The 13,960-nt window shown below is 67.2% G+C and carries 8 protein-coding genes and 1 pseudogene; 6 read left to right on the top strand and 3 right to left on the bottom strand.

Annotation, left to right across the window (positions count from 1 at the left end; all coding sequences use genetic code 11):
• Positions 1–1,110: pseudogene (locus V6M49_RS12320) on the bottom strand (prolyl oligopeptidase family serine peptidase); the annotation flags it as partial.
• Positions 1,111–1,185: 75 nt separating this feature from the next.
• Between V6M49_RS12320 and V6M49_RS12315 the strand changes: the two are divergent.
• From V6M49_RS12315 to V6M49_RS12290, 6 genes are all read left to right on the top strand, one after another.
• Positions 1,186–3,210: an FAD/NAD(P)-binding protein gene (locus V6M49_RS12315; protein ID WP_332761267.1), complete on the top strand. Its 2,025-nt coding sequence runs from the start codon at positions 1,186–1,188 to the stop codon at positions 3,208–3,210.
• Positions 3,211–3,603: 393 nt separating this feature from the next.
• Positions 3,604–4,722, top strand: coding sequence for an ABC transporter substrate-binding protein (locus V6M49_RS12310; RefSeq protein ID WP_332761266.1), 1,119 nt, complete (start codon positions 3,604–3,606; stop codon positions 4,720–4,722).
• A gap of 3 nt (positions 4,723–4,725) precedes the next feature.
• Complete coding sequence (locus tag V6M49_RS12305) at positions 4,726–5,610, top strand: ABC transporter ATP-binding protein (protein WP_332761265.1); 885 nt, start codon at positions 4,726–4,728, stop codon at positions 5,608–5,610.
• The gene (locus tag V6M49_RS12300; RefSeq protein ID WP_332761264.1) at positions 5,610–6,533 is read left to right on the top strand and encodes an ABC transporter permease; all 924 of its coding nucleotides are present in this window, start codon (positions 5,610–5,612) and stop codon (positions 6,531–6,533) included. Before V6M49_RS12305 ends, V6M49_RS12300 begins: the two co-directional genes overlap by 1 nt.
• 61 nt (positions 6,534–6,594) lie before the next feature.
• Positions 6,595–7,572 (top strand): TauD/TfdA dioxygenase family protein, encoded by a 978-nt coding sequence (locus V6M49_RS12295; protein WP_332761263.1) that lies wholly within the window; start codon positions 6,595–6,597, stop codon positions 7,570–7,572.
• Positions 7,569–8,945 (top strand): LLM class flavin-dependent oxidoreductase, encoded by a 1,377-nt coding sequence (locus V6M49_RS12290; RefSeq protein WP_332761262.1) that lies wholly within the window; start codon positions 7,569–7,571, stop codon positions 8,943–8,945. The genes V6M49_RS12295 and V6M49_RS12290 overlap by 4 nt, the downstream gene beginning before the upstream one ends.
• Positions 8,946–9,032: 87 nt before the next feature.
• Here V6M49_RS12290 and V6M49_RS12285 read toward each other — a convergent pair whose 3' ends face one another.
• Both V6M49_RS12285 and V6M49_RS12280 read right to left on the bottom strand, forming a co-directional pair.
• Positions 9,033–13,586, bottom strand: coding sequence for an ExeM/NucH family extracellular endonuclease (locus V6M49_RS12285; RefSeq protein ID WP_332761261.1), 4,554 nt, complete (start codon positions 13,584–13,586; stop codon positions 9,033–9,035).
• A 238-nt stretch (positions 13,587–13,824) separates the two neighbouring features.
• The coding region (locus tag V6M49_RS12280; RefSeq protein WP_332761268.1) for a VOC family protein at positions 13,825–13,960 on the bottom strand (136 nt) is incomplete at its 5' end.

Genomic DNA, 13,960 nt, shown 5'->3' with positions numbered 1-13,960 from the left:
AATGCCGGGAACAGAGGGATCCAGCACCCGGATTTCGGACGAGACGTCCCGCAGCAGGTTCAGCAGCAGGAAATTCCGCGTCCAGCTCCACGACTGCAGCGACGTGTGCGAATCCGGCGTAAACAGCACCAAGAGATCCCGCGCCCCGGCAAGGTAGTCCTCGAACTTCGCGGCCAACAGGGACCCGGCGGGGTACGTGTTCCCCTCAAGGGACCAGTCCTGCTGAGGTCGGAACAGGAGCCATTCGCGGTGCGCACTGAGGTTAACATCTGTCGGCGCATCGATCTCGAGCCAGGCGTCGTCCCAGCGGATGAACGTGCTGCGGTTGTAGAAATCGATGTAGTCCACGGCGAACGTGCGCTCGAAACCCGGAGTGGAGTCGTGCGCCACCACGGCCATCATGTGGTCCTCGGGCACCTCAAAAAGCCGGGCGGCCGCGGAGAGGGCCTCGCCGCGTCGCAGGGTGACAGCCGTCCGGGCATACGAGGATGCGGTCCGCGGCAGGTCCCCGGCCGTGGAGGCGACCAGCAGCGTGTCCGCGTCCAGCCACGAAACGTTCCCCTTCGCCGTCGGCAGGTCGAAGCCGCCGTCGGCCTGGTCAACAAAGGTGCGGGTCCCGACGTCGAACTCGCGGTAGCGGTTGGCGTCGCCGCCGTCGGGGGAGAGCGCCAGCAGCGCGAGGCGGTACGGGTCGCCGGCGGCGGGACGAAGGAACGTGGCACCGTGGAAGACCCACTCCTCACCTTCGGCGGCGGCGAGGGCATCCACATCCAGCAGCACGTCCCAGTCGGGGGAGTCCGTCAGGTAGCTTTCCCAGCTGGTGCGGCGCCACAGCCCCTTCGGGTTCGACTGGTCCTTCCAGAAGTTGTAGTACCACTCGCCGCGCTTGCCCACCATGGCGATCCGGTCCGTGGAGTCCAGCACTTCCAGGATGCTTCCTTCCAGGCCTACGTAATCGGCGTCCTCCAAAAGGTCCTCGGTGCGGGCGTTCTGCTCCCGGACCCAGGCAAGCGGTGCCTCGCCGTAGATCTCCTCCAGCCAGACGTTCTCGTCAGTGGGTTCGGGGGCGGGCGATGAACCGGGCGCTTGATCAGCTGCAGTGGTGGTCATGCGCCCCATCCAAACAACATTTTCGCGCCGCAAGCAAGTCAAGTGCCTGCGGCGCATGCCGATACTCTGGATGCCGTGGGTAAATCGAAGAGCATCCGGACAGCCATCATCGGCGCCGGACCGCGGGGAACCAGTGTGCTGGAGCGCCTGCTCGCACACGCCGCCGCCCACGCTGCTGCCCACTCCGGCCCCGCATCCCTCCACATCGACGTCATCGACCCCTATCCGGCGGGTCCGGGGCACGTGTGGCAGCCCCGCCAGTCCCGGCTGTACCTCATGAACACCCAATCCTTCTATCCCACGGTCATCCCTGAAGACCCCCGGCTGGCGCCGCCCGTCGCGGGCACCACGTTCGACCGCTGGCGTGCCCGGCAGCAGCGTGAGCCGATGCCTGCCCTGACACTGGACGAGCGGTCCGAACTGGCTGCCTTGGGATCGCGGGACTTCCCCAGCCGGGCGCTGTACGGCCGCTACCTGCGCTGCACGCTGGACGAGCTGACGGCAAAACTGCCCGACGGCGTCACCGTCAATTTCCACGAAACGACGGCCGTGTCGGTGCGCCCGTCGCGCGACGGAACAGCGGGGACGCCAGGGGACGGCGCCCCGGGGGACGGTTCTCAAGGGGACGGCACCCCAGGCGGGACAACCCTTAGTACCGGAACGTTCGACGTCGGACTCGCCGGCGGCGGTTCCCTCACGGTCGATTCCGTGGTCCTCGCCCTCGGGCATCTGGCGTCCCGGCTGAACCCGGAACAGCGGGAACTCCAGGCAGCGGCCGCTCAGCTGGGCCTGGGCTACTTCCCCCCGGCCGTCCCGGCGGACGTCGACTGGGCCGCGATTCCGGCAGGCGAACCGGTCCTGGTCCGGGGCATGGGGCTGAACTTCTTCGACGCGATGGGCCAGCTCACGGAGGGCCGCGGCGGAAAGTTCATCGACGCCGGAATCCGGCTCGAGTATCAGCCTTCCGGCCAGGAGCCCGTGATCATTGCAGCCTCCCGCCGCGGCACCCCGTACCGGGCCAAGGCCGCGCTGGCCGGCTACTACCCGGCGTCGGTCACCCTGCGGTACCTGACCGAGGCAGCGCTGGAACGGTTCGCTGCCACCGGAATCCGCCCGGGTTTCGACCACGATCTCTGGCCCCTGCTGCACCGCGACACCCTCTGGGCCTACTACTCCACCCTGGTGCGCTCGCAGCCTGCGGCCGTCCCCGATGCGTCCGAGTTCCTGGCCGCGCTGGAGGATGCGCTGCGGCCGCATGCCCACAGCGCCGCCAACTGGGAGGCCGCGGTGGAGAGCGTCCTTGCAGTGCACGTCGGGTCGCGGCACCGGCTGGACCTGTCGGGCCTCGCGTCTCCCCTGGCGGGCAGGTCCTTCGGATCGCGCGCTGAACTGGATGCCGCCGTCGTCGAGTACCTGCTCGATGACGCCCGCCGGTCCGCACTGGGCGAGGAGGATCCGGTGAAGATGGCCATCGGAGCCCTGCATCACGGGCGAGCGGTGCTGAAAACGGCAGTGGCCGACGGCGGTATCACCGATGAGTCCTGGGTGGCCGGCCTGCGGGGCTGGTTTGAGTCATTTGTGGAGGGCCTGGCCAGCGGGCCGCCCGCGCTGCGCGCTGAACAGCTGGCTGCCCTGGCGCGTGCCGGCGTGGTCAGCTTTGTGGGGCCCGACCCCCGGTTCAGCGTGGACCGCCGATCAGGCCGCTTTACCGCCGTCTCGCCCTGGGTGAACGGTCCGCCGGTGGCGGCGAAGACCATGGTGGAGGCCCTCGCGCCGGCCAACCGCGTGTCCGCGAACGATTCACCGCTCCTGGAACAGCTCCTCGCGGACGGGATGGTGCGGCCCCGGCTGATGATGACGGCGGAAGGTGCGCCGGTGCAGGCCACCGGGCTGGACGTTGCGCCGCACCCGTACCGGCCGGTGGCGGCCAACGGCTCGGTGACCGAGGGTCTCTACGTGCTGGGCCTCCAGCTTTCGGCCACCCAGTGGGGCACTGCCATCGCCGCGGAAGCGCTGCAGCCCGGGGGCCCCACGTACGCCAGCGGGCAAAGGACACTCCGCGACGCCGACGAAATCGCGCAGGCGATCCTCGGGCACTGAGGATCCCCGCCGCAGCGAAATATTCGTCCTCGCGTCCACTGAATTTTTGTCCAGATAACGTCCCCTGAGCATTCGGCAACGCCGATTATCTGGCCAAAAACTCCGAAATGTTGAGCCGCCGTGTCCTGGCGTTGAGCTTGATGACTTCCCAAAGTCGCGGTCCCCGACGGTCCCGGCCGCATTGTTGCGCCCTGTTGTGGCGGATGACGCGGCGTTGCCTCGTGCGTCCGGATTGCCCCTTGCTACGCCCCATGGACCGCCGTGACGTGCGGTTTCGCGCTGTGAACCCCGCCCTTTTGCCGCCCCTGCATCTCTGTTCTAGTGGTTGCCACAAGCCAGCCGGCCCGGACCCGCATCACCGGTTCCACACCTCCAGCGCAGAAAGATCCAGCCATGAAATTCCGAAAGCCATCCGCACGAACCGCCCCCGCTGCAGGCAGGGCTGCAGTGCCTGCTGCAGGAAAGGCAGCAGGCACTGCGGCCGCCGTCGCCGCAACCCTGGCGCTGTCGCTGGTGCTGACGGGTTGTGGCGGCGCAGCGACGGCCCAGTCCGGAGGCAGCGGCGCCGGCGCCGAAGTAAAAACCATCCGGTACCAGGGTTCGCCCAACACCGTGGCTTTGGTTGAAGTGGCGGAGGATCTCGGTTACCTGGGCGACGTCAAGCTCGAGTGGGTCAGCAACACCACCAGCGGGCCGCAGAGCATCCAGTCCGTGGCCACCGACCAGACCGACATCGGCGGAGCGTTCACCGGTGCCGTCATCAAGCTCATCGAGGCGGGCGCGCCTGTCCAGGCCGTCATCAACTACTACGGCGAGGACAAGGAAACGTTCACCGGTTACTACGTGGAAGAGGGCAGCCCCATCAGGACGGCCCGGGACCTGATCGGCAAGAAGGTCGCCGTGAACACCCTGGGCGCCCACCACGAAGCCATCATCAACACCCACCTGAAAAACAGCGGACTGACCCCGGAGGAGATCAAGCAGGTCCAGCTGGTGGTGGTGCCGCCGAACGAAACCGAAGTGGCCCTCCGCAAGAAGCAGGTGGACGTCGGCACGCTCGGCGGCGTGCTCCAGGACCGGGCGCTCGCCGAAGGCGGCGTACGGGCCCTGTTCACCGACGTCGGGGTGATCGGCGGACCGTTCGACGCCGGCCAGTACGTCCTCCGCAAGGACTTCCTGGCCAAGAACCCGGAAACCAGCCGCACCGTGGTCACCGGAATCGCCAAGGCCATCGAGTGGGAGCGCACCACACCGCGGGAGCAGGTGATCGCCAAGTTCAAGGAAATCATCACCAAACGCGGCCGCAACGAGAGCACGGAAACGCTGAAGTACTGGAAGAGCGTGGGGGTGGCATCGCCGGGCGGCCGGCTCCAGGACCAGGACTTCACCCGCTGGGCCGATTACCTGAAGTCCGCGGGAATCATCACCGGGGACCTGGACACCAAGAAGCTCTACACCAACGAGTTCAACCTGCTGGAAACCCCTGCACCGGCCGCAACCTCGAAAGGATAGAAGATGACACCCAAAATCAGCCTCAGAAGTGTCACCAAGGAATTCACTGTCCGGCCGGGCAAGGGGGCGGGCAGGAACGCCAGGACGGAAGCTTCCGTCCTCACCGCCTTGGATGACCTCAGCCTGGACGTAGCTGCCGGTGAATTCCTCACCCTGGTGGGCCCCAGCGGCTCCGGCAAGACCACGCTCCTGGATCTGCTGGCCGGCCTTTCCCGCCCCACCTCGGGGAAGGTCCTGGTGGACGGCAAGGAAGTGACGGGGCCCGGCCAGGACCGGGCGGTTGTTTTCCAGCAGTACGCGCTGTTCCCCTGGCGCACCGCGTCGGCGAACGTGTCCATCGGCCTCGAGAACACGGGCCTGTCGAAGAAGGAAAGGGCGGCGAAGGCCAGCGAGTTCCTCGACCTGGTGGGCCTTGCCGGGTTCGAGGACCGCTATCCGCATGAACTGTCCGGCGGTATGAAGCAGCGCGTGGCCATCGCCAGAAGCCTCGCCTATGAGCCGGACGTTCTGCTGATGGACGAGCCCTTCGCCGCCCTCGACGCCCAGACCCGCGAACAGCTCCAGGACGAGCTCCTGCGGATCTGGAAGGCCACGGGCAAAACCATCGTTTTCATCACCCACGGGATCGACGAGGCGGTCTACCTCGGCCAGCGGGTAGCGGTGCTCAGCGCCCGCCCCGGCAGGCTCAAGGAAATCGTGGACATCAACATCCCCGACCGCGACGGCGACGCGGACATCCGCTCGCATCCGGCCTTTGTGGAACACCGGCACCAGGTCTGGTCGCTGCTGCACGACGAAGTCCGCCTGGCCCAGAACTCCGGCCACCGGAAGATCCTCCCGGACGGCACCGCCCCCGATGAACAACCCCTCGAAAGGAGTGCGGCCTGATGAGCACTGTGTTGACCCGACCGCAAGAGGCGGCCGCCGCCGTCGACCGTTCACTGCAGTCCGGAGCGCCGCAGCCCGGACCATCCGGACCGTCCGGTTCAGGGCGTGGACAACGCCCGACGCCGGCAGCCCGGCTGGGTGCCGCAGCCCACCAGGCGGGGCGGGCCGGCTGGAAATCGCTCGCCGTTGTCCTGTTCCTGGCACTGTGGGAAGTGGGTCCGCTGTACCTGGCGAGCCCGGCCACGCGGGTGTTTTTGCCGCCGCTGCATGAGGTGCTGGCGGCCGGAGCCAAGCTCCTGGAGAACGGGCAGCTGCAGAGCCATCTGCAGGCCAGCCTGACCCGCTCGGCGTCCGGTTTTGGCATCGCCGTGGTGTCCGCCGTTGTCCTGGGGCTCCTGATCGCCTGGTACGGCTGGCTGAATTCGTTCCTCAACCCGCTGCTGGAGCTCTTCCGCAACACGGCAACGCTGGCCCTGCTGCCGGTCTTCACCCTGCTGCTGGGCATCGGCGAGGAATCGAAGATCACCATCGTGGCCTACGCCGCGTTCTTCCCGGTCCTGCTGAACACCATCGCCGGCGTCCGGACCGTGGACCCGCTGCTGATCCGGGCCGCGAAATCCCTGGGACTGAACAGCTTCCGGCTCTTCCAGAAGGTGATCCTGCCGTCGGCGGTCCCCACGATCTTCACCGGCATCAGGATGGCCGGAACCTCCTCCATCCTGGTGCTCATCGCGGCCGAGATGGTGGGCGCCAAAGCCGGCCTGGGCTACCTGATCGTCAACGCGCAGAGCAGCTTCCTGATCCCGGACATGTACGCCGGCATCCTGACCGTCTCCGTCGTCGGCCTGCTGGTCAACACGGTACTCGTGGCACTGGAACGGCACTTCTCACGCTGGCGCACCGCCGTCGGCTCCGACAGCTGACCGCTCCGCGTCTCAACCAATAAGCACCTAACTGCCCCTTCTGAACTGCAAAGGAAACACCATGACCGTCATCACCGAAACCAAGCTCCAGTTCACCAAGCTCAGCTCCCGCATCGGCGCCGAAATCCGCGGCCTGGACCTCAGCGCAGACCTGTCCCCGGACACTGTGGCGCAGCTCCGGGCCGCCCTGAACACACACAAGGCACTGGTCTTCCGGGAAGCGAACATCCGCACCGACGAGGACCAGGTGCGTTTCGCCAGCCGCTTCGGCCCGCTCACCAAGGCCCACCCCACAGTGGCCTCCGTGGACGGAAAGCCAGCGGTCCTGCCCGTGGACAGCGAAAACGGCAGCGCCAACAACTGGCACACCGACGTGACCTTCGTGGTGAACCCGCCGCAGGCCTCAACCCTGCGCAGCATCACCCTGCCGGGCTACGGCGGGGAAACCCTGATCGCGTCCTCGGCCGGGGCCTACCAGGACCTGCCGGAGGAGCTGCGGAACTTCGCCGACACCCTCTGGGCCATCCACACCAACGACTACGACTACTCCGTGCCCAAGAACCTCGAACACGCCAACGCCGACGAACGGCGCAAGGAGTTCACCAGGATCCACTTCGAATCCGCCCACCCCGTGGTGCGGGTCCACCCGCTGACCGGGGAGCGCGGATTGTTCATTGGGGGCTTCGCGCAGCGGCTGCGGATCGTTGGCCTGTCCAACACGGAGTCCAAGGACATCCTGCGGCTCCTGCAGGCCTACATCACCCGCCCGGAGAACGTGGTGCGCGTTAACTGGGAGCCGGACCAGCTGGTGCTGTTCGACAACCGCATCACCCAGCACTACGCCCCGGACAACTACGACGGCCAGCCCCGCCAGCTCAACCGCGTCACTATCGCCGGCGACCTTCCCCGCGGCGTCGACGGACGCAGCAGCACCTCCATCAAGGGCGACTCGTCCGCCTACTCCGAGACCGTCGTCGTTCCTGAAGCAGTTGCCCGCGAAGCAGCCGGGGTTCTCGAAACTGCCGGGGTTCGCGCGTGAGTGCCGCGGTTGGCGGCGCCAGGCAGCTGCACCTGAACGCCTTCCTGATGAGCACCGGCCACCACGAGGCGTCGTGGCGGCGGCCGGAGACCAACAGCTTCGCCGGCACGGACGTGGCCCACTTCCAGCGGCTGGCGCAGACGGCAGAGCGCGGCAAGCTGGACTCGATCTTCTTCGCCGACTCCCCGGTGCTGCACGGCAACGTGGCCCAGCGGCCCTACGGCAGCCTCGAACCCACCGTGTTGCTCGCCGCCATCGCAGCGGTCACGGAGCGGATCGGGCTGATCGCCACCGCGTCCACAACCTACAACGAGCCCTACAACCTGGCGCGGCGCTTCGCCTCCGTGGACCACATCAGCGGCGGCAGGGCGGGCTGGAACGTGGTGACCACGGCGGGGGACGCGGCCGCCAGGAACTTCTCCCTCGCCGGCCAGCCAGCCCATTCGCAGCGGTACGAGCGGGCGGCGGAATTCCTGGATGTGGCCAAGAGGCTCTGGGACAGCTGGGAGGACGACGCCGTGGTGGCGGACAAGGACGCAGGTGTGTGGGCCGACAGTTCGCGAGTGCATCCGGTCAACCACCAAGGCCCGCATTTCCAGGTGGAGGGCGGCCTGGATGTGCCCAGGTCCGTCCAGGGGCACCCGGTGATTGTCCAGGCCGGTTCGTCCGAGAATGGCAAGGACTTCGCGGCGCGGTACGCGGAGGCGGTCTTCACGGCGCACCAGACCCTGGCGGATGCCCAGGACTTTTACGCCGACCTGAAAAGGCGGACGACGGCGGCGGGCCGGGACCCGCAGTCCATCAAGATCCTGCCGGGCATCGTTCCGGTCATCGGGGCCACGGAGGCGGAGGCGTTGAGGCTGGAACGGGAGCTGGATGAGCTTATCCTGCCGGAGCACGCGGTGCGGCAGCTGGCCAACCTGCTGCGCGTCCCGCCGGAATCCCTGAAACTCGATGGCCAGCTGCCGGCCGGCCTCCCGTCGGAGGATGAGATCGAGGGTGCCAAGAGCCGCTACACGCTGGTGGTGAACCTTGCCCGCAGCGAACACCTGACCGTCCGGCAGCTCATCGGCCGGCTCGGCGGGGGCCGCGGGCACCGGACCTTCGCGGGAACGCCGGAGCAGGTGGCCGACGCCATCCAGCACTGGTTCCAGGCCGGCGCCGCGGACGGGTTCAACATCATGCCGCCCGTGCTGCCCTCCGGCCTGGACATCTTTGTGGACCAGGTGGTTCCCATCCTCCAGGACCGAGGGCTGTTCCGGCGCGAATACACCGGGCGCACGCTCCGCGAGCACTTTGGCCTGGCCGTCCCGGCAAACTCCTTTACCGAAGTCCGTGCACAGGTGCCGGACCGCGTGCCGCAGCCTGCCTGACACCCCGGCTGATGCATAAACGCAGAGGTGCCCTTCCCCAGCTGATTCAGCCGGGGAGGGGCACGTCTGTTTAACGCGTGTCTGCTATTAGCCGCGCAGGCACTGCTGGTACTGGATCCAGGCAACGCCGTAACGGATCCACCCCAGGACGTCGTACCACTTGGCGGGCGGTACCGGTGCTGTGCAGACCGGCGGAACGGGTCCGCTGGCAGCCACCTGGACAGCAGCCTTCACCACGGTGCCGGACTCGGCGGCCGTGAGCGCCAGGGTTCCTGCCCCCGCAGCAGCGCCGGCAGGAACGGCGAGGTTCACGGCGGCAGCGCCCGCCGACACCGGCACCGTGCCAAGATCCGTCACAGTCCCGGCGCTGTCGGTGAACACCGCAGCCAGCGACGTATTCACCGGGCTGCCCAGCGAGGTGAGGTCCAGTTTGGAAACCGCCAGGATGATGGAGTCCCCGGCCTTGACCTCGGCGGCCATGGTGTCCACTACGGCCACCGTCCGCCGGGCGAAGTCCGGCGACACGGGGTTGTGCGCCTGCAGGTACGTGATCCAGGCGTCCCGGTCCACGAGACCCGAATCCCTGGTGTCCGCGCCATCGAGGAAGACCCGGAAGTTGTCGCCACCGGTGGCCAGGAAGCTGAACGTCCCGATCCGGTAGGACTTCGCCGGATCGATCAGCGCACCGGCCACCCGGATGGAGGTGATCCGGTCACCGGCGGCACGGGTAGCGTCGTACGTGTAGTTGACGTTCCTGGACAGGCCCAGCTGCTGGTAGGCGCGGCTGGGGACCGTGCCGTCGGCGTTGGTCTGCCACTGCTGCTCCAGGAGTGCCTTGAACTGCGCACCGGTCAGGGACGTGGTCCACAGGTTGTTCACAAACGGCAGGACCGAGTTGGCCTCCGCGTAGGTGATGGTGCCGTCCGGGGCGTAGTACAGCTCGTTGCGGAGGCCGCCGGGATTGACGACGCCGATTTCCGCGGCGCCCAGCTCAGCCGGCTGGAGCGACTCCAACAGCGAGTCGGCCACCAGATTGCCCAGCGTGGATTCGCTGGCACGGTCATCGCGCTTGGCGGGTCCGCCGGCGGGGTCCGCGTTGAACGCCGTGGTGATATCCGCGGTCAGCGCACCGACCGGCTGGTTGCCGATCGCGGCGGCGTCCGCCAGTGCCTTCTTCACAATGGCATCAACCGCTGCAACCCGCGGGTACGCGTTCACGAGGCCGCCGGCGGCATCCGTGGTCCGCCTGACGTTCCCGGCCTTCGAGGCGGTGACTTCCTTGCTGGCCGTATCCACCGTGAGCTGGATCTGGCCGATGTTCTCGCCGTAGTTGCCGGTCTGGACAATCGGACGGGTCTTGCCGTCGGCCCCGGGGACCGGTGCGTTCCAGGCGTATTCCTTGTGCGTGTGGCCGGTGAAGATGGCGTCCACGTCGGCCGAGGTTTCGGTGACCAGCTTCGCGAACGGGCCGCCCGCTGCCACTTCCTGCTCCAGGGTGGCGCCGTCCGGCGTCCCTGACCCGGCGCCGTCGTGGTTTTCCGCAATGATCACGTCGGCGATGTTCTCCGCCGTGATCCTGGCAGCCACGCGGTTGATGGCGTCCACGGGATCGCCGAATTCAAGATCCGCGATGCCGGCGGGCGTCACCAGCGACGGGACTTCCCGGGTGACGGTGCCGATGACGGCGACCTTCACGCCGTCCATGTCCAGCAGCGTGTATTCCGGCAGGACCGGTTCGGTGGTTCCCTTTTTGTAGACGTTCGCCCCGAGCAGCGGGAATGTGGCGTTGGTGCCGCCCGCGATGACGCGGTCGCGCAGGTCCGCCCAGCCGCCGTCGAACTCGTGGTTGCCCACGGCGGAAGCGTCCAGCTCCAGCGCGTTCAGCACATCGATGGTGGGCTGGTCCTTGGCAACAGCCGAGGCGAACAGTGATGCCCCGATGTTGTCGCCGGCAGACAGGAAGGCCGTGGCCCCGGGGGCGGCGGCGCGCAGCTTCTCGATGGTGCCGGCGAACAGCACCGTGTTGGCGTCGATGCGGCCGTGGAAATCGTTGATGCCCAGGAAGTTCAGCTCAACACTGGCCGGCGTGACCGGGCCGGCTGGCAGGTCCAGGCCCACCACCACAGGATCGTGGTCGCTGGCGCGGAACTGGTCCGGCGCATAGTAGTTGGTCACATTGTTGTTATACCTGCTGTACTCCAGCGCCACGGACTCCACGGAGTTGATGTTCCAGATGTCCGCGCCGGTGACCACTGCATCAGCGCCCGGGGAGGCCAGGATGTGGTCCAGCGAACCCACCAGGCCGCCGAAAAGGTAGGAGTGCTTCGCGGAGCCGTCGGCGTTCTTCGCCTTGCCGTCCTGGTTGACATAGCCGGCGTCCGTGAAGACGTTCATCGGGTCTTCCTGGGCGTAGGAGTTGAAGTCGCCGATCAGGAAAACCTTGTCCGTGCCCTTTGTTGCCTGCAGCCCGGCGGCGAAGTCCCGGAGCGACTTGGCCTGGGCGGTGCGGGCGAGGTTGGACGCGCCCTGGCCCTTGTCCGTGTCATCCGGCGTTGCTGCCGAACCCTTGGACTTGAAGTGGTTGGCGATGGCGATGAATTTCTTGTCGTCCCCGGCGCCTACCGGCTTGAAGGCCTGCGCCAGCGGCTTGCGGGCGTTGGCGAAGGCGACAGTGTCGTTGTGGATGATGGACTCTTCCACAGGTTCGGCCACGGCCTTCTTGAAAATGAACGCGGTGCGGATCATGTCCTCGTCGGCCAGCGGGGGAGCGTTGGCGGGTGTCCGCACGTAGTCCCAGATGCCGGGGGTCGCGATGTTGAGGGCGTCCACCAGTTTGGCCAGGGCGTCGTCGCGGTCCTTGCCGAACTGGGCGGAGTTTTCAATTTCCATGAGGGACACCACGTCGGCGCCGGTCTTGGTGATCGCGGCGACGATCTTGTCCTGCTGGCGGAGGAAGTTCTCCGCGTTTGCCGCGCCGCGGGCATCGCAGCCGCCCTGGACCGTGATGGGGTTGCCGTCGCGATCCTTGTAGAAGGAACAGCCCGTGAGGGTGTCGCCGGTGGTGGGGAAGTAGTTCAGGACGTTGAAGGAAGCGATCTTCAGGTTGCCGCCCACCGCGGCCGGGGTTTCGGTCCGGGTGGCGCCGAAGCTGGCCGGCTGGACCGTGCCCTTGTTGACCTCGGTGAGATGGGTCAGCGGCTGGAACTTCCAGGCGTTGTTGGCGTAGCTGAGCACCACGTTGGTAGCGAACGTCACCGGTGATCCCACGCGGACCGGGTCCGTGGCCGTCAGGTACGGCAGGACCTGGGCCTTGGTGGTGGCGTCCTTGAGAAAGTTGGTGGTGGAGCCGTCGTCGAGCTTGATGCCGCGGGCAGCGTTGTCCGCCACGGCGGCCTGGTATTCGGCCGAGCCGTAGCGCGCGACGGCGGTGGGCTGCACCAGCGTGGTAGTCCCGCCCGAGAGGCCGATTTCGCCGTACTGGTTCAGCGCGTAGTTGTCGGTGACGGTGACGGGCCCTTGCGGTGCCAGCAGCATGCCCTCAAGTGCTTCGCGGAAGGACTCGGCCGCCGGGAGCGTGAAGGCGGTGGCCTTCACCTCGGGGGCTGCGCCGGTGAGCTTGGTCAGCCCGGCGGCGTCCGCCACACTGACCTGGGTCAGGCCGAAGAACTCGGAAACCGTGCCGGAGACTTCCACGAAGTCGCCGATCTGCACGGAGCCTGCGGTGACCGGGGAGTAGACAAAAACAGCGTCCGACGCCGTGTGGCTGGCCGGGGTGAGGTCGCCGCCGGTGCCGGGGGTCTGGACGTAGTAGCCGGCGAAACCGCCGGTGGGGAAGGCCGCGGTGACTTTGCCGCGCGTTGTTACGGCAGTGCCGGCCAGCGGACTGGCGGTGCCGGTGCCCTGGATTTCGGCGATAGTTTTGGTGCCCGGGACAGGTGTCGGCGTTGGATCGGGGTCCGGCGTCGGATCCGGGACGGGGTCCACCGTGCCGCCCGCCGCCGTCGGCGTGACGGCGGTGTTCAGCGTGAAGTCCGCCCGGTTGCTGTTGCTGTCCGTCCCGGCGCTGCGGTTCAGGCTCTTGACGTCGGTGTTGCTGGCGGGCGCAACGGCGGCCTGCGTTTCAAAGGTGTTGGAGGAACCGTAGCCGAGGAGGTCTGCCACGCCGGCCGGTTCAATAACCGAGCCGGTGGCGAGCGGGGCGGCGGTGGCCTGCTTCGCCAGGATGATGGATCCGGCGGAGCCGCTGAAGTTCAGGGAGGTTGCCACAAGGTCTGCTGTGGGGAGGTCCGCGCCGTTGGTGCCGTTGCTGCCGCCCTTGATGAGGTAGTGGCCCTTGGCCGGGATGGAACCGGTGAGGGCAGCCACGCTGGTGGGCGCCGCAGTTCCGGTAGCCGACCGGTACTGGACCGACCAGCCGGCCAGGGAGACCGCGGCGTCGGAGGTGTTGTAGAGCTCAACGAACTTGCTCTTGTAGGCTGCGCCTGCACTGCCGCCGCTCAGGTAGGCCTCGTTGATGACAACGGGTGAAGTGCCTGCGGGTGCTGCGTCGACGGCGAAGGCGGGGACCGCTGCCAACGGAGTGGCGATAAGCCCCGCAGACAACGCTGTTCCCAGCGCTAATTTCCATGGTGAATGGTGCATCCGCTCTACTTTCATAGGGGCGTCCCGGTAGGGGACCCGATGGAGTGTGTCCGGGTTGTACCTACGGACAGTGTCCGGACTCCACGTTTGATCAGGTGGTGTCCGGCACAGCAAAGCAGCGCCGCATGAACGCAAGGTTGATGGTGAGTGCATTTGGCGAAACGTCCGTGGGGCAAAACAATACCGGCCGGTAGCTTTAATGAAAGCTGCCGGCCGGTATTTCGTCGAAGGAATTTACTTATGCGATGATCTTGAACATTGCTCCGGTGGGGTCGGCCAGCGAGGCGAGCCGGCCGAACGGAGAGTCCTCCGGCCCGTCAATGACGGTGGCTCCGAGCGAAACGGCCTTCTCAACCGAAGCGTCCGCATCTTCG

Origin of the sequence: Pseudarthrobacter sp., from assembly GCF_036675385.1 — a bacterium.
Taxonomy (GTDB): domain Bacteria; phylum Actinomycetota; class Actinomycetes; order Actinomycetales; family Micrococcaceae; genus Arthrobacter.
The sequence above is the reverse complement of the archived record's forward strand: the minus strand, read 5'-3'. Positions and strand labels throughout refer to the sequence as shown.

What these genes read in the sequence shown, in the direction of transcription:
- V6M49_RS12310 (WP_332761266.1), top strand. Translation starts at nt 3,604, where the DNA reads ATGAAATTCCGAAAGCCATCCGCACGAACCGCCCCCGCTGCAGGCAGG.
- V6M49_RS12305 (WP_332761265.1), top strand. Translation starts at nt 4,726, where the DNA reads ATGACACCCAAAATCAGCCTCAGAAGTGTCACCAAGGAATTCACTGTC.
- V6M49_RS12300 (WP_332761264.1), top strand. Translation starts at nt 5,610, where the DNA reads ATGAGCACTGTGTTGACCCGACCGCAAGAGGCGGCCGCCGCCGTCGAC.
- V6M49_RS12295 (WP_332761263.1), top strand. Translation starts at nt 6,595, where the DNA reads ATGACCGTCATCACCGAAACCAAGCTCCAGTTCACCAAGCTCAGCTCC.
- V6M49_RS12285 (WP_332761261.1), bottom strand. Translation starts at nt 13,586, where the DNA reads ATGCACCATTCACCATGGAAATTAGCGCTGGGAACAGCGTTGTCTGCG.